This is a genomic window from Chitinophaga sp. OAE865, assembly GCF_040546735.1.
GTDB lineage: Bacteria > Bacteroidota > Bacteroidia > Chitinophagales > Chitinophagaceae > Chitinophaga > Chitinophaga polysaccharea_A.
In genome coordinates this window covers 4,666,416-4,686,487 of record NZ_JBEPOF010000001.1, presented here as the reverse complement: position 1 = coordinate 4,686,487, position 20,072 = coordinate 4,666,416, and the positions used below count along the sequence as shown (strand labels likewise).

The window sequence follows — 20,072 nt, the reverse complement described above, 5'->3', positions numbered from 1 at the left end:
AAGAATATGGCTTTTGATGGGAAGAAAGGTATCGGGCGAAGCCACGATGGAGGAGTTGCGTGAACTGGAAGCATCATTGCAGAAAGATCCGGACCTGAGATATAAATTATCCGTATTAAGCAACTGGCCTCAGCCCGCTGCCGGTACGGAATGGGAAACCAAAACGGAACAGGCCCTGGAAAAACACCTGGCCCGGATGGAGGAAGAGTTCCCACAGGAAGAATTACCCGTTAAAACCAGGAGGAACTTCCGTAAATGGGTGGCCATACTTTCCATACTGGTAGTGATACTCGGAAGCTATTGCATCTATCTCTTATCAGACAAATACCCGCAAAAGGCCGGTAAAGCAGCAATGGCGGCTATTTATACCCGCGATGGCTCCCGTACAAGGGCGCAACTGCCCGATGGAACAGAAGTATGGCTTAATGGTGGCAGCCGTTTAACCTATGATCCTGATATGAACAACCAGGACAGCCGGGAAGTTACCCTGGAAGGGGAAGCATTTTTTGACGTAGCAAAGAATGCAGCCAAACCCTTTTCCATTCGTACCTCCAGGATGGGCATCAAAGTACTGGGTACCTCTTTTAATGTAAAAGCATATACAGGAGATCATACCACAGAAGCTACGCTGATCACCGGCGCTGTGGAAGTAACACTTAACGATGGCGTGGAAAGGAATGTGAAACTGGCGCCCAATCAAAAGATCATTTTACAGCACGGACCAGGTAACAAACAAACCCAACCCAACCTGGTAGCAGGTTACAGGGTAGAAAATATCCGTAATAACACGCAGGACAGCATGGTGGCGGAAACTGCCTGGCACGACAACTACCTGGTGTTTGATAACGACAACTTCGAAGATATTGCGCTGAAAATGGAACGTTGGTATGGTATCAGGATCCATCTCAACGGTAACAAATTAAAAACATACCATTTCACCGCTACTTTTAAAAATGAATCGTTTTCAGAAGTACTGGAAGCGCTGAAGGTTACAACATCATTTCATTGCCGGATAGTAAGCAATGAAGTATTCATCACCCAGTAAAAGGGGAACGTTAAAAGAAAATCGATACCTCTCAGATAAAAAAAGGGCAAATGCTGCAAACATTTACCCCTTTTGTTGAGATCAAACGGCAGCTAGCTTCACTTGGCAATGTAGTACTGTCGTAGTTTTATGACCTTTTACAACCATAAATGTATGGAAAAAAATCCTACATTATGAATCCTTTTGCGTATAAAAACATAGGGAAAAGTTGTACTGATAATGAAACTGGTGTCCTTTATTATTCTTATTACCTGTTTGCAAATAACAGGAAATGTCTTCGGTCAGCAGGACCGGCGCATTTCCCTCAAAGCAGATTCAGTGCCGCTGACACGGCTCCTGAAGATGATCGAAAAGAAAAGCGGCTACCGTTTCGTATACCGCAACGATCTGATTCCGGCAGGCAAAAAAGTGTCAGTGAATGAAAGCAATGCTTTGACAGAAGATATTTTAAGAAAGATATTGAAAAATACCGGTCTTACTTTCAAACAGCTTTCCGCCACATTGGTGGCTATAGCGCCGGAAGACAAAGAGATCAGGAATATCAGTATCAGTGGAACGGTAACCGACGTTTTCGAACACCCTTTACCAGGTGTGAGTTTACGTATTGCAGGTCTTAATAAGGGTACTACTACAGATGAGAATGGTGAATTCCGCATGGAGGCGCCTTCTTCAGCAACGTTGATCTGTTCTTTCATTGGTTATGAAGAGCACCGGGTGACAGTAAACAACTCATCCCACCTCAACATCACGCTGAAAGACGATTCCAAAGGATTGAACGAAGTAGTAGTAGTAGCTTATGGCGTGCAAACAAAAAGTTCTTTGACAGGTTCAGCTACTATGGTAAATGCTTCATTATATGATAAAGCACCCCGTAGCAGCTTCCAGGAAAGCTTACAAGGCAATGTATCCGGCTTACAATCTACCAATGGTTCCGGTCAGCCCGGTTCCATACCCAGCATTCATATACGCGGCATAGGATCTATTACTGCAGGCAGCTCTCCGCTATACGTGGTAGACGGCACACCAGTGGTAACAGACAACCTTACCGATTATAATGTGAATACCCTGGCAGGGATCAACAGCGCAGATATCGCGTCGATCTCTATTTTAAAAGATGCAGCTTCTGCGTCCATCTATGGCTCCCGCGCTGCCAACGGCGTGATACTCATCACCACCAAACCCGGCAGCCAGGGCAGAACAAAGATCAGCGCAACAGTGCAAAGAGGCAGCAACCAGCTCACCATCCCGCAGGCAAACTATCCGCTCAATACCAGCGAGATGATGGAACTGCTCCGCGAAGGATGGGCGCATAAAGCAGATGGCACAGGCGAAGCCGGTTTTCAACGGGAGCTCCGCGCACGTGGCGTAGACACTACCGTGAACACCAACTGGATCGATGTGCTCACCCGCCATGGGAGCTATACACAAGCCAATCTATCTGCCGCAGGCGGAAATAATAAAACAAAATTTTATGTTTCCGGCGGCTTATACGATTCCAAATCAGCCCTGAGAGGTGTGGACTACAAGCGTATGACAGGCAAGCTCAATCTGAGCAACCAGGCCACCAGCCGCCTGTCGTTTGATGTAAACCTGTCCTTCTCTTATCAGCGTGCAAACGCAGTAGGGGACGTAGGCTTAATGGCCAACCCGGTACGCTCACTCGTACGCCTGCAGCCCTGGTTGAAAATTTACAACCCGGATGGCAGCTACGATTTCAGTTACAACAACACCTTCAACCCGGTGGCTGTACTGAATGGCGATACCCGCACCGGCACCATTTACGGACTGCTGGGCGGCGCCGGCGCCAAATACGCCTTCACTGATTTTCTTTCGTTTGAAACAAAGATCAGTCTCGACCTGAACTATGCCCGGAGCAACTCTTTTTTTGCACCGGGATTCGGAGATGGAAGAAATACCAATGGCTGGGTATCGGTCAGCAATAGCCTGTGGAATAACTGGGTATCTACCAATATCCTGCGGTTCAACAGGCGATGGGGCTACCACGGGATCAATACGTTTGTAGGATATGAAGCGCAGAAAACCACCAACAGCGGCAATTCTTCAGCAGCGTCAAACCTGCTGCCCGACCTGCAACTGCTGGCGGACGCCTCCAAACCGGAAAGCGTATCCTCTGTATCCAGCGCCAATTCACTTACAGGATTGTTCCTGAACAATAGCTACGACTATAAGCAGAAATACTACCTCACCGCCTCTATCAGAAGGGATGCCTCTTCCAGATTTGGCCGGAAAAAAAGAAGTGCTGCATTCTGGTCCATAGGAACAGCGTGGAATATTTACCGCGAACCATTCCTCCAGGATGTAAATGTCATCAACGAATTAAAGATAAGAGCGAGCTACGGCAGCAACGGAAACCAGGCTATTGATAATTATGCTTCATTGTCGCTTTATAGCCCGGCAAATGATTATGATGGGAAACCGGGGTATGTGCTTACGCAATACCCCAATCCTTTCCTCACATGGGAACAGAACAGGCCATTCAATATAGGACTGGATTTCGCGGTGCTTAGAAACCGCTTGTCGGGTACCATTGAATATTATAACAGAACCACTTCAAGGTTACTGCTGAATGTACCGGTATCTTCTGCAAATGGTATTACAACTGTTTTCAGGAATAACGGGGAGATGAAAAACAGCGGCTGGGAAATATCCCTTTCCTCCCGCAATGTCATCGCAAAAAATGAAAATGAATTCTCATGGCGTACAGATGCCAACATCTCTACGCTGAATAATAGGATCACAAGACTGGATAACCCGATCACCAGTCCTCCCTATAAACGGGAACCAGGTACAGATTTTTACCAGTTCTTCCTCGTTGGATTTGCAGGTGCAGATCCTCAAACCGGTGAAGCACTGTGGTATAGGGATGCTTCTAAAACCGCTACTACCAAATCATACGGCGAAGCGCAACGTTTTAACCAGGGAAGCGCACTGCCCAAATTTTATGGCGGCATTACCAACTACTTCAGCTATAAAGGATTTGATCTGAGCTTTCAGTTCTTCTGTAACTGGGGAAATAAGGTATACGACAACTGGGGAACATTCACCGAATCAGACGGCAGCGGCGGATTCGGAGGCGCAGCAAAAATGTCGCGCCTCATTTATGAAAAACGCTGGCAGCATCCGGGAGATATTACCAATGTACCTAAAGTGGTTTTCGGCGGTACGCAATCTGGTTTGAGCAACCAGAGCTCCTCCAGGTTCCTGTACGATGGCAGTTTTATCCGCCTGCGCGACCTGCTGCTGGCTTATAACCTGCAGCAAAGCTGGTTAAAGAAAGCCAATATCAGCGAAGTAAAAGTATATGTGCGCGGCAATAATTTATGGACGTACGTAAAAGATAAATATCTCACCATGGACCCGGAAGTACCGGTAACAGGTGATTACGATCAGCGTCCCCCGGTTTTCAAAACATTCCTGATAGGATTGGATGTAAATTTTTAAGGTATTCATGCAAAAGAAATATACATACGGGATACTTGTTTTAGTGGCTGGCTTCTTCAGCGCCTGCAGCAAGGATTTCCTTGATCAGCGCCCGGATCAGTCAACAGAAACAGGCCGCGCTATTACAGACCTGCCCGGGTTGAGGGCAGCTATCAACGGCGTGTATTCCCTGATGCAGGATGAAAATTATTATGGACGTACCATGCCGCTGTTGCCGGATCTGCGGTCCGACAATGGTTTTATCAGCATCATCAACAGTAACCGGTACCGCAACCAGGACCAGTATATAGTAACGGCCAACGATCAGTATACCACCGATTCATGGAACCAGTTATACGCGGTAGTGGCCAATGCCAATATGGTGATCATGAAAGGGCCAAAGATTTCGCTGCTGCCATCACCGGCCGACAGTACAGAGGCTAAACAGATAGTGGCGGAAGCATACACATTACGCGCACTGGTGTTCTTTGATATTGCCCGCATGTTTGCGCAACCATATAACTATACGCCCGGCGCCACGCATATGGGTATTCCCATTGTAACGGTTACGAATGTAGATTCGGTGCAGTCGCCCTCCCGCAGCAGTGTGAAAGATACTTATGCGCAGATTATCAGCGACCTCACAACGGCTATCTCCGGGTTTGAAGGAAGTAAAAGCACAGAATTCTCTTCCGGGCGGATCAATATCTATTCTGCCAAAGCATTGCTGTCCAGGATCCTCTTATATAAAGAAGATTGGCAGGGAGCAGCCAGATATGCCGGCGATGTGATACAATCCGGCAAATACGCACTGCTGCCCAATGAAAAACTGGTGAGCGATTTTAAGATCACTAATAACAATGAAACTGTTTTTGAGATCATCAATACAGCGGTAGATAACCGCAATACGGATGGCTTAAGTTATATGTTCAGCCAGGACGGATATGGCGATGTATTGGCCACCAATAACATTTACAATATCTACCAGGCTACAGATGTAAGAAGGAACTTTCTGCAGAAAGGAAAACGATCCGGTAACGGGGGCGAAGATCCGGCTAACATCATTACGAAATACAAAGATGTAAACACGTTTACAGAAAGTATCAAAGTGATGCGGCTGGCGGAATTATATCTCATTCATGCAGAAGCAGCAGCACACCTTGGAAGCACCGCGGAAGCACAGGCTGACCTGGAAGTGGTAACACAACGCGCCGATCATAATGCCCCGCCGGTAACGGCTACAGGGCCGGCACTCCTGGATGCGATCCTGCTGGAACGTAGAAAGGAACTGGCTTTTGAAGGGCACCGGCTGTTTGATTTAAACAGAACAAAACGCTCATTCACCAAATTCCTGGCGAGCGACAAAACGATACAGGTATCGTGGCCAAGTACGAAAGTTATTTTGCCCATACCACAAAGAGAACTGGATGCTAACCCCAATATACGCAACCAGCAGAACGAAGGTTACAATTAAATCTAAACCGCCTTTGTTAATAATTGGTTTTTGCTAAGAGATAGCTGGTTGGATTTTTGCTTATGAAGAAATAAAGTCCCGGTGGTTCTTCACCGGGGCTTTTTTATGTGAACACGACAATTATTCCGACTTCAAACTCTTCACTGGATTGGCCAACGCCGCTTTCACCGATTGGAAACTAATGGTGAAAAAAGTGAGCAGGATCACCGCAATACCTGCAATTAAAAATATGCCTGCATCGATATGAATACTATAGGCAAAGCCTTTCAGCCATTGCGCAGTAGCCCACCAGGCCACCGGGAAAGCAATAAGCATAGCAATCAACACCAGCCGCAGGAAATCCTTCGACAGCATCATCACAATAGTACTAACTGTAGCGCCCAGCACTTTCCGGATACCTATCTCTTTGTTTCTCCGCTGCGCAGTAAAGGCTGCCAAACCAAATAATCCAAGGCAGGAGATGAGAACAGCCAGGCTGGCAAAGTACCTCGACAGCAGGGATATCTGGCTTTCTGCTTTGTATAAAGTCTGGTATCTTTCATCCAGGAACTGATAGTCGAATGAAAAGCCGGGGTTTATCTGCGCATACAATTTCTCCAGCTTCGCAATCACTGCTTTCTCACTTCCTGTTTCCACCTTCACCATAAACCTGCGGGTGTCGGATGGGTTCAGTATAAAGAACAGCGGTTTTACCTTTTCATGAAGCGATTCGAAATGGAAATCTTTTGCCACACCGCCTATGCGCATTTTCTCTCCCCACAATTCCACCTGTTTGCCAACAGGGTCTTTCATTCCCATAAACTTTATGGCCGCTTCATTAAAAATGAGCATGGAGCTGTCGTCCCCGAAATCACGTGAAAAATCGCGCCCTTCTTTTATTTTTATATTCAGCGTCTTCAGCAGGTCATAGTTTACACGTACCACTTCAAATTCGGTTTTATCTTTCTGATCTTTTCCTTCCCATACCACGCCGGAAGTTCCACTGGAATGCCCGGTAAAGCCATGTCCCATATCTGAGGCATTTATAACACCGGGTATATCCTTTACTTCAGAAAGAAAGCGGTCGTGCACCACATCATCAGACAATTTTCCTTCCCTGAAAAAAGTGATAATATGCGATTTATCATATCCCAGGTTTTTTGTCTGGATATAAGTGATCTGCCGGTAAATAACCAATACAGCCACAATCAATATAATAGAAAGGAAGAACTGGAACACCACCAATCCCTTTCGTACAAATAACTCGCCCGCAGATCCCCTCATCTTTCCTTTCAATACAGTTACAGGTTTAAAGCCTGACAAGTGAAATGCAGGATAACTGCCGGCTATCAGGCCGGTGAACAGTGTGATGCCAAGCGTGGTCAGTATCATCGACACTTCGGGACGGAACAATGAAAGTTGTTTGCCTGTAATGCTGTTGAATACAGGAAGGAACAGTATTGCCATTAAAACCGCCAGCAGCAGCGAAGCGAAAGCCATTACCATGGATTCGCCGAGGTATTGCAGGATCAATGCTCCACGGCCTGCGCCCATCGCTTTTTTGATGCCTACTTCTTTTGCCCTTCCGGATGCTTTCGCGGTAGAGAGGTTCATAAAATTAATGCAGGCAATTACCAGGATGAAAATAGCAACGAGGGAAAACAGGCGTACATAATCTATTCTGCCACCCACCTGTATACCGTTTTCATAACGGCCATACAGGTAATTTTCTGAATACCGCTGGATGAAGGGCGTGCGGTAAGTGATCTCATTATTGGTTTTAAGTTTAATGTAGCCGGCAATTTTTGCATTGAATTTATCGATGTTGGTGCCGGGCTTTAAAATAAGAAAGGTATTAAAAGCAGTATTTCCCCATTCATCGGCATTGCGTTTCACCATTTCAAGCGAGCGTACAGGCAACACAAAATCGAACTGTTCAGATGACTGTGGCCCCGGTGATTTAAATACACCGGAAACAACAAATTGTTCTTCATGCTGGAAGTCGACTATTTTACCAATCACATTTTCAGAGGAGCCAAACAGGTTCTTCGCCAGCACATCAGACAATACAACGGAGGCCGGGTCTTTCAGCACCTGGTCTGCATTTCCGGTGATCAGCTCATAAGAGAACATCTTAAAGAAATCCTTATCGGCATATTTCCCGTTGGTCCTTATATTCTTTTCATTTTTTACAGATATTATTCCTTCAAGGACCGGGCTTACATAGGCTGCATATTCCACTTCCGGCATATCCTTTACCAGTGCTCCGGCCATAGGTACCGGAGATGATTTTGCTGTCCAGATGCCGCTTGCCTGCACCCTGTTTTCCAGCACCTGGAAAAGCGTAGCGTCGTTCTTATGGAATTTGTCGATGTGCAGCTCATCCTGTACCCAGATATAGATCATAAGCGCGCAGGCAAGCCCGGTAGACAACCCAATTAAATTAAGAAATGCAAAGCGGCGATCTTTAATGAGATTACGCCAGGCAAGCTTAAAGTAGTTTTTCAGCATAGTGAAAATTATGTTGTCCTTTGTCCCCAAAGGCGATGCCATTGCCCGGAGCTTCTATAAATCAAATTAATGAATATTTATAATATATTTAAATTGTCCGGTTTTAATACAAATGGTGTTCATATATGCAACCTGGTGTACGCTCATCATATTTATCTTTCCTGCCACCAATTAATTATTACTTTTGGCAATCCGTAAATTCACGAATCATCAATGTTTATAAGACGATCTACCGCACTGGTTATAATTTTACTGGCAGTATTGGGCTTACCCGCATTGGCACAACCATCACCCGTATGGAATGCCGCCGATATAAAACTGCAACTGAAGAAGCTGGATACGCTTGGAAGTGTATTATACATTGCCGCCCATCCTGATGATGAAAACACCCGTTTGCTGGGCTACCTGGCAAAGGAAAAGCTATATCGCACGGGCTACCTGTCGCTCACCCGCGGTGATGGCGGGCAAAACCTGGTAGGGAACGAACAGTCGGAGTTACTGGGACTGATCCGTACACAGGAGCTCCTGGCTGCACGCCGTATTGATGGGGCAGAACAATTTTTTACCCGTGCCCAGGATTTCGGGTTCTCTAAAAACCCGCAGGAAACATTTACCATCTGGAACAGGGAGCAGATCCTGGGAGATGTAGTATATATGATCCGTAAATTCCAGCCTGACGTGATCATCTGCCGTTTCCCGGCAGACAGCCGCGCAGGCCACGGCCATCATACCGCATCGGCCATGCTGGCGGAAGAAGCATACAGCGCTGCCGCTGATCCCAAACGATTCCCCGAGCAGTTGAAACTGGTAAAACCCTGGCAGGCAAAACGGATCTTCTGGAATACCTTCAGCTTCGGCAATATAAATACCACTTCAGACGACCAGTTTAAAATAGATGTAGGCGCCTTTAACCCCCTGCTTGGAAAAGGCTTCGGGGAGATAGCCGCTGAAAGCCGCTCCCAGCATAAAAGCCAGGGATTTGGCGTAGCCTCCTCCCGCGGCAGTTCGCAGGAATACTTTCTAACAATCAAAGGCAACACGCCTAAAAAGAGTTTACTGGATGATATCAATACCAGCTGGACAAGAGTTCCCGGCGGCGGTAAAATAGGCGCCCTGGTAGACGCAGCGCTGGCGGTATACGATATGGAGAACCCGGCCGCCTCTGTACCGGCCCTGCTGGAAATACGCAGCGCCATCCAGGCTTTGCCCGATGGCTACTGGCGCAACCTCAAGCTGAAAGAAACAGAACAACTGATTTACGCCTGCGCCGGCCTGTGGGCAGAAGCCTACAGCACATCGCCCACTGTAGTACCCGGCACCAGTATGGAAGCCACGGTGCAGCTGATCAACAGGGGCCCGGTAAAAATTACGCTCGATAAAATAGAATTGCCAGGCAATACCAATATAGGAGAACAGCAACCATTGGTCTTCAATAAATTCACCAGCATATCCCAAACGCTGCAGGTACCGGCCAACACACCGGAATCGCAACCCTACTGGCTGGCAGAACCTCACCCGGTGGGCACTTACATCATCAATGATCCGCTGCTGGTGGGCAACCCGGAAAATATTCCTGCACTGCAGGCACAGATCCATCTTACCATCGGTGGCCAACCCTTTACTATCGCACGCCCGCTGCAGTATAAATATACCGACCCTGTTAAGGGAGAGCTGTACCAGCCACTGGTAATAGCTCCGCCGGTAGTGGCAGACCTCAGCAACCAGGTATATATTTTTACAGATGCCAAAGCACAGTCCGTACCGGTGAAGCTCAGGGCAATGGCCGACAATATACAGGGAACCGTGCGGCTGCAATTACCCGCCGGCTTCAGCGATGGCAACAGCCAGCCGTTCAGCCTGAAACAAAAAGGAGATGAAACAGAGCTGCGCTTTGATATCAAACCGGTAAAAGGCGTGGTAGAAAACCATGCAGATACATTTACCGTGGTAATGAGCTGTAACGGTAAGGAATACACGCAAAGCCTGCAACAGATCCGCTATGATCATATCCCGCTGATCACGCTGTTTCCGCCGGCACAGGCCAGGCTGGTGTCCGTGAACCTGAAACATAACGGCAACCGGCTTGGATATATTCCCGGAGCTGGCGATATGGTAGCCGCATCGCTGCGCCAGGTAGGATATGATGTAACAGAACTGGGAGAGAAGGAGATCATGAGCGGTAACCTGCAACAATACGATGCTATTATCACCGGGGTGCGGGCCTATAACGTAAACGCACGTATGAAATACTGGCAGCCCAAACTGATGGAATATGTGAACAACGGCGGGAAGCTGGTGATCCAGTATAATGTGAATGGCCCGCTGGTTACAACAGACCTGGGGCCTTATCCGTTCAGTTTGTCGCGCGACAGGGTAACAGATGAAAATGCGCCGGTTACTTTCAATGATCCGAAAGATCCGCTGCTACATTATCCCAACGAAATTACCGCGGCGGATTTTAACGGCTGGGTGCAGGAACGCGGGCTGTATTACACGGCTAATGCCGACAAGGCATACAACAAGCCTTTCAGCATGAACGACAAAGGCGAATCGCCACTCAGCGGATCCACACTGGTAGCCCATTATGGCAAAGGATGCTATGTATACACCGGCTTGTCCTTTTTCAGGCAGCTGCCTGCCGGTGTGCCCGGGGCATACCGTTTATTTGTAAACCTGATTTCTGTAAAATAGTGGCTGTAAGATAATGAGTAAGAAACATCAAGAAAATCGTCCCAGGCTGAAGATCGCTGCCGGCTTGTGTATTGCCCTCGGACTGCTGATCGGGTTTACGATCAAGCGTGTGCAGGTGGGATTGATCATTGGTATTGCATTGGGACTGCTGACAAGTAGTATGTGGACTAAAAGCAATTCAAACGATTAGATTATGGCAGATAACCTGCAGGAAGAAAAACCACCGTTGTTTCCATCGTGGGGATGGTGGTATGTATTGGTAATAGCCTGGCTGCTGTTGCTGATCATACTCTTCTACTCATTCACCAAAACATTTTCATGAGTCCTTTAGATTGGATGGTACTCATTGGTACCCTCACTGTAATCATATGCTATGGCGTCTGGAAAAGCCGTGGCCAGCGAAACATGGAAAGCTATTTCCTGGATAACCAGTCTATGCCCTGGTATATCATCCTGCTGTCTATCATTGGTACCCAGGCAAGCGCTGTTACCTTTATCTCTGCGCCGGGCCAGGCCTATACAGACGGGATGCGCTTTGTGCAATACTACTTCGGTTTACCCCTGGCTATGGTAGTGCTTTGTATCACGTTTGTTCCCATCTTCCATAAACTGAAAGTATATACGGCCTACGAATTCCTGGAGCAGCGCTTCGATCTGAAAACACGTACCCTCGCATCATCACTGTTCCTGATACAACGGGGCTTATCTACCGGTATCAGTATCTGTGCGCCTTCTATCATATTATCTTCCTTACTTGGCTGGAATCTGTACTGGACAAACATGATCATGGGCGGGCTGCTGATCATTTATACAGTAGCCGGTGGTACCCGCGCAGTGGCCTATACGCAAACATTTCAGCTTACCATTATTTTCGGGGGCATGTTCCTGGCCGGATGGATGGTGGTACACCTGTTGCCCGCAGATATTGGTCTGAAACAGGCTTTGCAGGTATCCGGCAAGATGGACAAGCTGAATGTGATTGTTACGAAATTCGACTGGAAAGATAAATATAATATATGGAGCGGCGTGATAGGAGGCTTCTTCCTGGCGCTATCGTACTTCGGTACCGACCAGTCGCAGGTAGGCCGTTACCTTACGGCCAAATCAGTGAAGGAAAGCCGTATGGGCCTGCTGATGAACGGCCTTGTAAAAGTGCCCATGCAATTCCTGATCATGCTGATAGGCGCGCTGGTATTTGTATTTTACCTGTATTTCCGCGCACCTATTTTCTTTAATGAAGCGCAACTGGCAAGGATCCATAAAACAGAACAGGGACCGGCGTTACAGAAACTGGAAGACCGGTACAGTGAACTGGGCTCCCTGAAACAGCAGCAGGTAAAAGATCTGGCGGCAGCGCTGGAAACGGATAACAGCGCCCGTATTGCTTCCGCCAAAAACGCATTGCAGCAAACAGACAACAGGTCGCAGGAGGTGAGAACAGCCGCATTGTCGCTCATCAAAGATGCTGACCCGACTGCCGACACCAACGATACCAATTATATATTTCTTCATTTCGTGGTGAACAGTTTACCCAAAGGACTGGTAGGGTTGCTGATTGCTATCATCTTCCTGGCAGCATGGGGCAGTATTGCTGCCGCATTGAATTCGCTGGCGTCTACCACCGTGATTGATGTATACAAGCGGTTGTATAATGCGCATGCGTCGGAAGAGCATTACCTGAAGATATCAAAACTATGGACCCTGATCTGGGGGGTGTTCTGTATTGTGGTGGCGCAGTTTGCCGGTAGCCTTGGCAGCTTGATAGAAGTAGTGAATGTGCTGGGCTCCTGGTTTTACGGGGTAATACTCGGTATTTTCATGGTTGCTTTTTACCTGAAGCGGGTAGGGGGCGCTGCTACTTTCTGGGCGGCCATTATCGCGGAAATAGTGGTACTGGTGATTTACTGGACCGGGACAGTATCTTTTCTCTGGCTCAACGCCATTGGCTGTCTGCTGGTGATATTGCTTGGTTGGATCTTCCAGTATTTTGTGAATACGCGGAGGTTGTCTGACTCAGGATTATAATCCTGAGTCAGACAAAATTCACTTACTTCAACGTAGCCAGCAACTTCTTATTTAAAGTTACGTAGTCATCGTTTTTAGCCGTAGTTGCCAGTTCTATGGATTTCTGGGCCGCTTCTTTAGCTACTTTCACATTTTTGGCTTTCGCGTTAATGCGGGCTTTCTGGTACCAAACCCAGAAGGCATCGGGGCTTTGTGTTGCGGCTTCATTGATCCACTCTACGGCTTTGTTGATGTCTTTACCGCTTTCGTAGTAGTATACAGCTGCCTGGAAGTAAGGTTTCTTTTCGGCATTCTGCATAGCATCGTTGATCTGGGCGGTGATTTTATCGTCGATGTCTGCTTTGATCACTACCGGTACTTTGGTTTTATCCCAGCCAAGGGTCAGTACTACGGAGTTGGAGCGTACATTTTCAAACCCGATGGTAAAGCTTTCCTGGCTGAAAGGGGTGGCTACCGGTTTTACGGTTACACGGGCAATATCGTTTTCCTGTTTGTATGCGGCAGGGCTGGTAACGTCCAGGCTGCTGGTAAGGATAACGGTCCATGATTGTGCGCCGGGAATAGATAGTAAACCATATTTACCAGCTTTCACAGGTACGCCGCCAAAATTTACATCGTCGCCGAATGTAATAGTGGTAGCGCTGTTGGCACCGGTTCTCCAAACTTTACCATAGGGAACCAGGTCGCCCATGATAACGCGGCCGTTTTTCAGCGGACGGGAGTAGCTCAGCTCAATATTGGATAAAGCGAAGTCCTGTTTAATGGTTTGCGTAGGACTTGGCGCAGGCATTTTGATGCCCTGGGCCAGTGTAGTGCCGGCATACAGCAGCAGCATAGTGCCCGCTGTGGCGGCAAAGGTTCTGATAGTATTCATATTTGGTGGGTATTTAAATCTATTCTATTAATCCGTTGCGGAATGCGTACAGTACCAGGCCAACGCTGTTTTTAACGTTGATTTTTTCCAGTAGTTTCTGGCGGATCCCCTCTACTGTGCGGGGGCTCAGGAAAATCTGCTCGGAAATCTCCTGGGTGGTAAGTTCATTACAGATCAGCTTCAGTACTTCCAGCTCCCGGTCATTGAGCTGGATTTCGTTTTTTAATGTCGGTTTAAATTGTTGTTTGTTTTTGTGCAATACTTTTTTGAGCAGTGCCAGGTTTACGTTTTCATTAAAGTAAAATCCTTTTTCAAAAGTAGTACAGATGGCTTCATAGATCTCTTCCGGTTCCGCGTTTTTTAATAAATAGGCATTGGCCCCGTTTTCCACCAGGTGTACAATGAAGTTATCGTCTTCATACATGGTGAGTATAATAATCTTTACATCGGGATATTTTTCCTTTACCTTGACGGTAGCTTCAATGCCATCCATGTTTGGCATTTTCAGATCCATCAGGATCACATCCGGTTGATGTGTTTCCATGTTCTGCAGCAGATGCAGCCCGTCATCGGCTTCAAAAACGAAGCGGATATTTTCGTAAGGAATCAGTGTGTTTATGACTCCACTGCGGAAGATCTTGTGATCATCTGCAATGGCCACTTTTATGTGTGCCATAGGTGGACAGTTAGAAGATTTGCTATTATTTTATTCAGAATAAATTACTATGAGTCATGTCGTTACAAGCGGCTTCAACATAACCGGATGGCAATTTAGTAATAAAACAACATAAGTATCAACTATTCTGTGCAGGCGACTGATAATTCTCTACACTTATCGTTGCAATGGTACCTTGTGGTGTTCCGGGAGTGAAGTTAATATTTCCGTCGATAATATTAAGGCGGCTTTCGATATTTTTAAGCCCAAGGCTTCCTGTTTTGGTTCGGGATTCGGCCAGTGTGGTAAGCAGGGCGCCGTTTCCGTTATCTTCCACGGTCACGGTAAGCAGGGAAGGAGTGGTCTGATAAGTGATCAGTACGTCTGTAGCCTGTGCATGTTTCAGGATATTATTGATCAGCTCCTGTACCACGCGGTATACGTTCAGTGCTTTTTCCCGGTCTACCGTTTGGCCGTTGCCGGCAGTTTTAAAAGCTATTTTTACCTGTTTGTTTTTATTCATCAGGTTGCAGAAGGAGTCCAGGGCATGCGCCAGGCCCAGGTTTTCCAGCGCCTGGGGATGCAGGCTCTGGGAGATGAACCGCAGTTGCTGAATAATGGTATCGGTGAAGTCTTTTGTTTCGCGGAGCCGTTCCGTTTCGCCGTTGCCGGTTTTCAGCAGGGGTTGAAGGCCGCCCAGGTTTAGTTTCAGTACCGACAGCTGGGCGCCTACCTCATCGTGGAGGTCTTCCGCGATACGTTTACGTTCCTGTTCCTGGCCCTGTAGTACTGCGATGAGGCGTTCCCGCTGAAGCTGGAGGTCTTTGTCACGTATGGCAAGTTTATGTTGGATAACCATTTTTTGTTGGAGCATTACCAGCAATATCACGATGACTCCCAGCATTAACATTACTGTAGTACCAATTACAATAACATCAATAATTCGCATGTTTTAGTTTTTTGATCTTAGAGAAGCCAATATAAAGAAGAATCATCGATATCATTCCAACAATATAATTGATACTCAATATTGCCACGGTCATTCCCAACCTGGCTACCCCCGTAGTGAAGAGCGTTTGCAGGTGATTATAGCTGATACAGAATAAAAATTCTGTACAGGCAAAAATGAAAACACCCGAATTATACCAGAATATCGGCAGGGAATCTATGTAGATCGATTTTTCTATAAGAGTCCTGTCTTTCAGCAGTTGCAGGAAAAGGTAAAGGCCGTAGGAGAACACCACGAGCTGCTTAACACCGGATGAGATGGAGTTAAAGGCACGAACTCCCTCTATAAAGAACAAATCAAATATAAATATAGCCAGTATCAGGAAAGGCATATACTTTATAATAGCTTTCATCGTAGGGTTATGTATACTCCGGTAGTAAAATATAGAGAGTGTTACAAACTGGATGAAATGCATAAGACTGAAAAACCACATGTTATTCCCTATATATCTCTCTACAAGAACAGAGCCTCCTGCAAAAACGATACAGCTGAGAATATAAAAAAACATGCACCGGGCAGAGAAGTCCAGGGATTTATAGTTTAAAAGGAAGGGGATCAAGACCAGCGCTTCAATCCCCATCATGCTATAAAAAATGCTGAAAAATAAAGTTACATTCACGAGATGGCATTGTTGATGATAGTAGTTATCATTTATCCTTTCCCTCCTGGCTTTGAGCAATATTCAGGGCAGGGTAATCCGGAGTCAAGGATTTTTGCCATACCGCCTTTGGCAAGAACACCTCCCGGCGCCGCCGCAGTTGTTTCAGAAGGAAGTATATCATTGCCCTCTTCATCTACTGCTACCAGGATCATTTTTTTCTCTTTTATACCATCCCCGTCCGTATCTACCTTTATACCATAATAAATTCTCAAAGCGGTAGCACCGGGTTGGTCCAGCAACTCGATGATCTTGTCTTTACCAAAACACATCGCCTTAACATGGGTGCCAAAAGACTTCTGGTTGACATGATCGTCATCATGATTTTTTGTAAGCGTTATCATTTCCTCGAGGGAAATAAACTCGCCTGTATCGGCAGGAATCGGCCTTTTAGGAAAATCATTCATAGTGGGTAAGTTTTAGTTTGCGGTAAAATTATTACAAATAATGGCATATACAATCCGGCTGCTGACCCACCTGGTTAAGGGCAACTGCGTTTTTACGCAGGTGTAACTGAATCCACCATTGGGTTTGAGCAGTTTTACGCCCGCATGGAAAGCGCCCGGATTCCGTATCCCCCACAGGAAAATGCGTATTTATACGCATGGCTGTTTGGCCAGTCAGGAGAGGGAACAAAAAGCGAAAACCGTAATTCTCTTCCTCATTTTACGTAATTCTACGCATGGATTTTTTTCAGTTGTTAAACGCTTGACTGCTCCTTTAAAGTTCTTAATCTTTGTATTGTCAACCGGCTTAAATCTATTGTCCTCAAAAAAGTTAATAGTAATTGGCCTTTCTACCATGTTTGTTTTTTTAGGTTAGTGATATGCAGAATCAAGTCATCAGGTGATGCTCGTTAACCCCTTTTTTTTTCTTAAAAAAAATAAAATTATGAGTTACCTATTAATCGGAAACATCTCTGCACTTATTTGCCAGGATTGCGTGGAGCCGCTGGTAAATGCACGTATCCGGGTGTATCTGCCTGCTGTGTCTTCAGCATCAGAACAGCCCATCGGAATTTTTAACGACATGAAACCGCTGTCTGCCCGCGAAGTGCTGATGAAAGCCGACCGGTTACTGGCAGAAGCCACCCTTGATGATAAAGGCAATTTCAGTCTCCGCTGGAAGGAAGTACACCTGTTCACCGAAGCGCTGGAACTGGACCTGTGCCTGGATCAGCTGCCCGGGAAGAATGGTACCCGGCAATCCCGCAACTTCCACCTGAGCAAACTGGTGCTGCACTGGAAGCGTAACGCCGACGGCTACGTAGGTGCCTATGCCTATGTGATCCCTGCTGTTACCTGGCATAATATATATGCTAATGCCGGCGCCTGGGTAATTACCGGTGTAGTGAAGCCTCATTTTGCAGCCTCAGGGCAACCGCACCTGAAAGTGGAAGCCTACAATGCAGTTACGGGTCAGCTGATAGGGCAGGCGCATACCAATGAGGCGGGGCGTTATACCCTGCACTTTTCCAGGCAGCACTTCAGTAATGGCGTGATGCAGTCGCTCATTCCCGGCCGCAGAGCCACCGGCCCGGATGTGTACTTCAAAATTTACAGGAATAATGAATTGCTATGGGCGGAAGATGAAAGCATGGCCCGGCTGCCCGGCCGGCAGGACCTGCGCCCATGCAGCAATGTAAATATAATTTACCGGTCGTCGCGGGTGAAACGCGCCTCTGAGCAACTTGGCAGCTGGCTCAGCGATGTGATCACCCTCACTGGTCAGAAGAGAAAGAAGAGTGATAAATACCGCTTGCTAACCCATAGCTTATTGTAAAAGGATTGTTTGTATGTCCCTCCTTATCATGGCAAAACTACCAATTGTTTGTGACCTTCTAACAGCAGATGAGCAGCTACCTTTCCCCGGGTAGCTGTTCTCATTTTACGGGTATCAGAACCTCGGATGAAAACGCAGCAGGGTATCCCTCAGGTATTCCCGGTCAAGGTGGGTATAGATCTCCGTAGTGGTAATACTTTCATGTCCCAGCATTTCCTGTACGGCCCGCAGGTCGGCGCCGCCCTCTACCAGGTGAGTTGCAAAAGAGTGCCGGAAGGTATGCGGCGATACGTTTTTCTGAATACCCGCTTTTTGGGCCAGCTCTTTTATCACGAGGAAGATCATTACCCGGCTCAGTGCACCACCGCGACGGTTAAGGAACAGGGTGTCTTCCTGACCATATTTAACGGGTAACATTGTCCTGACATTTCTCCGGTAAATATCTATCTGCCGCATGGCGTCTTTACCAATGGGTACCATTCTCTCTTTATTGCCTTTCCCGATCACCCTGATAAATCCCACATCCATATGCAGCTGGCTGATCTGGAGGTTAATGACTTCACTTACGCGAAGCCCGCAGCTATACATGGTTTCCAGGATGGCTTTATTGCGGTGGCCTTCAGCAGTATCCAGCGGTATCTGTGCAATGATCTTCTCTATCTCTTCAAAAGTGAGCACGTCGGGCAGCTTACGGAGAATTTTCGGGGCTTCCAGCAGTTGGGTGGGATCTTCATGCGCCATGTCTTCCAGCAGGAGGAACCTGTAAAATGCCTTCAGGCCGGAAATGGTCCTGGCTTGTGAACTGGCGGTCATACCCAGTTGGGCAACCCATTGCACACAACCCTGGAGGTCTTCAAAAGTTACATCCTGCGGGCGCAGTTTTTCTTTCCCGTGGGCCTGGAGGTATTGCTCCAGTTTTTCAACATCTCTTATATATGCTACCACGGAGTGGTCAGACATTGACCGCTCTAATCTTAAATATCCTTTAAACAGTTTCCGGAATGATTCCCACATAGGCAGGCAAGTTAAATGCTTTTTGGAAAACTACGGTAACGGCTATTCGTAAAAATAAGGGTAAAAGGGTAAAATAATACCAGGGAAAATGAGTGTTTTTACTACAGGAAACAGGAGAGTGGCTTTGTTTAAAGTAAACTACTTTATAAGAGAATATAAATTAATGATAATGAATTTATTAAGATGTATAAATATTAGCTGATTTTAAGGGTGTAAACCGGGGTTTTTGCCTCTTTTTTTGCCATCATATTCTTATTGAGGATCATATGATTGCGCCTTTTTGGCAGTTTTGTCACCATATCTAAAGTATCACTTCCCACAAAACAACATAAGTATATGTAAATGAAATAATTAATCAACAAAATAAATACCTGGCCCACAAAAAAGGCCGGCTTTTAAGAAGCCAGCCTTTTTGCAATGATGTAAGTGATTCGGTACTAGAATTTCTCCAGACCGCTGAAGAAGAAGTTACCTTCAATCACAGCGTTTTCATCAGAGTCGGAGCCATGTACCGCGTTGCGGCCGATAGACTCTGCGTATTTTTTACGGATGGTACCTTCTTCTGCATTGGCAGGATTGGTAGCACCGATCAGTTTGCGAAAATCTTCTACGGCATTGTCTTTCTCCAGGATAGCCGCTACGATATGGCCGCTGCTCATGAATTCTACCAGTTCACCGTAAAAAGGTCTTTCCGCATGTACTGCATAAAACTCACCTGCTTTAGCAGTAGATAACTGCGTCATTTTCATGGCCACGATGCGGAAACCTGCAGCGTTGATCATGTTTAAAATGCCGCCAATGTGCCCGTTTGCTACTGCATCAGGCTTGATCATAGTAAATGTTCTGTTGCTCATATAATGTTTAATTCCGAATTACAGATTAGGCCGCAAAAGTAATTACATTTTCTTTAGTGG

The 20,072-nt window shown here is 46.6% G+C and carries 16 protein-coding genes; 8 read left to right on the top strand and 8 right to left on the bottom strand.

Going from position 1 to position 20,072, the window contains the following annotated elements; all coding sequences use genetic code 11:
* Positions 1-16 precede the first annotated feature (16 nt).
* The 3 genes from ABIE50_RS18960 to ABIE50_RS18950 all read left to right on the top strand — a co-directional run bounded on the left by ABIE50_RS18960 (position 17) and on the right by ABIE50_RS18950 (position 5,960).
* The gene (locus ABIE50_RS18960) at positions 17-1,045 is read left to right on the top strand and encodes a FecR family protein (RefSeq protein ID WP_354028075.1); all 1,029 of its coding nucleotides are present in this window, start codon (positions 17-19) and stop codon (positions 1,043-1,045) included.
* A 219-nt stretch (positions 1,046-1,264) separates the two neighbouring features.
* On the top strand, positions 1,265-4,507 hold the full coding sequence (locus ABIE50_RS18955) for a SusC/RagA family TonB-linked outer membrane protein (RefSeq protein ID WP_209857808.1): 3,243 nt from the start codon (positions 1,265-1,267) through the stop codon (positions 4,505-4,507).
* A 7-nt stretch (positions 4,508-4,514) separates the two neighbouring features.
* Positions 4,515-5,960, top strand: coding sequence for a RagB/SusD family nutrient uptake outer membrane protein (locus ABIE50_RS18950; protein WP_209857807.1), 1,446 nt, complete (start codon positions 4,515-4,517; stop codon positions 5,958-5,960).
* Between the two features lie 120 nt (positions 5,961-6,080).
* Here the strand turns inward: ABIE50_RS18950 and ABIE50_RS18945 are convergent, their stop codons facing one another.
* Complete coding sequence (locus ABIE50_RS18945; protein ID WP_209857806.1) at positions 6,081-8,450, bottom strand: ABC transporter permease; 2,370 nt, start codon at positions 8,448-8,450, stop codon at positions 6,081-6,083.
* A 213-nt stretch (positions 8,451-8,663) separates the two neighbouring features.
* Between ABIE50_RS18945 and ABIE50_RS18940 the strand changes: the two genes are divergently transcribed.
* Genes ABIE50_RS18940 through ABIE50_RS18925 form a run of 4 tightly spaced genes read left to right on the top strand, consistent with a single transcriptional unit; the run spans position 8,664 to position 13,166 of the window.
* Entirely contained in the window at positions 8,664-11,141 is a 2,478-nt protein-coding gene (locus tag ABIE50_RS18940) for a PIG-L family deacetylase (RefSeq protein ID WP_209857805.1), read from the top strand.
* A gap of 13 nt (positions 11,142-11,154) precedes the next feature.
* A complete protein-coding gene (locus ABIE50_RS18935) occupies positions 11,155-11,331 on the top strand; it encodes a hypothetical protein (protein ID WP_185937328.1) in 177 nt (58 codons plus the stop codon).
* A 3-nt stretch (positions 11,332-11,334) separates the two neighbouring features.
* On the top strand, positions 11,335-11,463 hold the full coding sequence (locus ABIE50_RS18930; protein ID WP_332005672.1) for a hypothetical protein: 129 nt from the start codon (positions 11,335-11,337) through the stop codon (positions 11,461-11,463).
* The gene (locus ABIE50_RS18925) at positions 11,460-13,166 is read left to right on the top strand and encodes a sodium:solute symporter family protein (protein ID WP_209857804.1); all 1,707 of its coding nucleotides are present in this window, start codon (positions 11,460-11,462) and stop codon (positions 13,164-13,166) included. Before ABIE50_RS18930 ends, ABIE50_RS18925 begins: the two co-directional genes overlap by 4 nt.
* Before the next feature lie 22 nt (positions 13,167-13,188).
* Here the strand turns inward: ABIE50_RS18925 and ABIE50_RS18920 are convergent, their stop codons facing one another.
* The 5 genes from ABIE50_RS18920 to ABIE50_RS18900 form a co-directional block, all read right to left on the bottom strand.
* Positions 13,189-14,040, bottom strand: a complete 852-nt coding sequence (locus tag ABIE50_RS18920; RefSeq protein WP_209857803.1) for a DUF2911 domain-containing protein — start codon at positions 14,038-14,040, stop codon at positions 13,189-13,191.
* 19 nt (positions 14,041-14,059) lie between these two features.
* The gene (locus tag ABIE50_RS18915) at positions 14,060-14,716 is read right to left on the bottom strand and encodes a response regulator transcription factor (protein WP_142687096.1); all 657 of its coding nucleotides are present in this window, start codon (positions 14,714-14,716) and stop codon (positions 14,060-14,062) included.
* A 118-nt stretch (positions 14,717-14,834) separates the two neighbouring features.
* Positions 14,835-15,644, bottom strand: a complete 810-nt coding sequence (locus tag ABIE50_RS18910; protein ID WP_209857802.1) for a sensor histidine kinase — start codon at positions 15,642-15,644, stop codon at positions 14,835-14,837.
* Positions 15,631-16,056 (bottom strand): hypothetical protein, encoded by a 426-nt coding sequence (locus ABIE50_RS18905; protein ID WP_142687094.1) that lies wholly within the window; start codon positions 16,054-16,056, stop codon positions 15,631-15,633. The genes ABIE50_RS18910 and ABIE50_RS18905 overlap by 14 nt, the downstream gene beginning before the upstream one ends.
* Before the next feature lie 299 nt (positions 16,057-16,355).
* On the bottom strand, positions 16,356-16,769 hold the full coding sequence (locus ABIE50_RS18900) for a hypothetical protein (RefSeq protein ID WP_209857801.1): 414 nt from the start codon (positions 16,767-16,769) through the stop codon (positions 16,356-16,358).
* 484 nt (positions 16,770-17,253) lie between these two features.
* Here ABIE50_RS18900 and ABIE50_RS18895 point away from each other — a divergent pair, with 484 nt between their 5' ends.
* A complete protein-coding gene (locus ABIE50_RS18895) occupies positions 17,254-18,144 on the top strand; it encodes a hypothetical protein (protein ID WP_209857800.1) in 891 nt (296 codons plus the stop codon).
* Positions 18,145-18,258: 114 nt separating this feature from the next.
* Here the strand turns inward: ABIE50_RS18895 and xerD are convergent, their stop codons facing one another.
* A complete protein-coding gene (gene xerD, locus ABIE50_RS18890) occupies positions 18,259-19,158 on the bottom strand; it encodes a site-specific tyrosine recombinase XerD (RefSeq protein ID WP_209857799.1) in 900 nt (299 codons plus the stop codon).
* Positions 19,159-19,595: 437 nt separating this feature from the next.
* Positions 19,596-20,012, bottom strand: a complete 417-nt coding sequence (locus ABIE50_RS18885) for a nucleoside-diphosphate kinase (RefSeq protein WP_142687090.1) — start codon at positions 20,010-20,012, stop codon at positions 19,596-19,598.
* Positions 20,013-20,072 lie beyond the last annotated feature (60 nt).

Coding starts and splice junctions, on each gene's coding strand:
- ABIE50_RS18900 (WP_209857801.1), bottom strand. CDS start 16,769: ATGAATGATTTTCCTAAAAGGCCGATTCCTGCCGATACAGGCGAGTTT.
- ABIE50_RS18935 (WP_185937328.1), top strand. CDS start 11,155: ATGAGTAAGAAACATCAAGAAAATCGTCCCAGGCTGAAGATCGCTGCC.
- ABIE50_RS18930 (WP_332005672.1), top strand. CDS start 11,335: ATGGCAGATAACCTGCAGGAAGAAAAACCACCGTTGTTTCCATCGTGG.
- ABIE50_RS18905 (WP_142687094.1), bottom strand. CDS start 16,056: ATGAAAGCTATTATAAAGTATATGCCTTTCCTGATACTGGCTATATTT.
- ABIE50_RS18920 (WP_209857803.1), bottom strand. CDS start 14,040: ATGAATACTATCAGAACCTTTGCCGCCACAGCGGGCACTATGCTGCTG.
- xerD (WP_209857799.1), bottom strand. CDS start 19,158: ATGTGGGAATCATTCCGGAAACTGTTTAAAGGATATTTAAGATTAGAG.
- ABIE50_RS18910 (WP_209857802.1), bottom strand. CDS start 15,644: ATGCGAATTATTGATGTTATTGTAATTGGTACTACAGTAATGTTAATG.
- ABIE50_RS18945 (WP_209857806.1), bottom strand. CDS start 8,450: ATGCTGAAAAACTACTTTAAGCTTGCCTGGCGTAATCTCATTAAAGAT.
- ABIE50_RS18895 (WP_209857800.1), top strand. CDS start 17,254: ATGAGTTACCTATTAATCGGAAACATCTCTGCACTTATTTGCCAGGAT.
- ABIE50_RS18940 (WP_209857805.1), top strand. CDS start 8,664: ATGTTTATAAGACGATCTACCGCACTGGTTATAATTTTACTGGCAGTA.
- ABIE50_RS18955 (WP_209857808.1), top strand. CDS start 1,265: ATGAAACTGGTGTCCTTTATTATTCTTATTACCTGTTTGCAAATAACA.
- ABIE50_RS18960 (WP_354028075.1), top strand. CDS start 17: ATGGGAAGAAAGGTATCGGGCGAAGCCACGATGGAGGAGTTGCGTGAA.
- ABIE50_RS18950 (WP_209857807.1), top strand. CDS start 4,515: ATGCAAAAGAAATATACATACGGGATACTTGTTTTAGTGGCTGGCTTC.
- ABIE50_RS18885 (WP_142687090.1), bottom strand. CDS start 20,012: ATGAGCAACAGAACATTTACTATGATCAAGCCTGATGCAGTAGCAAAC.
- ABIE50_RS18915 (WP_142687096.1), bottom strand. CDS start 14,716: ATGGCACACATAAAAGTGGCCATTGCAGATGATCACAAGATCTTCCGC.
- ABIE50_RS18925 (WP_209857804.1), top strand. CDS start 11,460: ATGAGTCCTTTAGATTGGATGGTACTCATTGGTACCCTCACTGTAATC.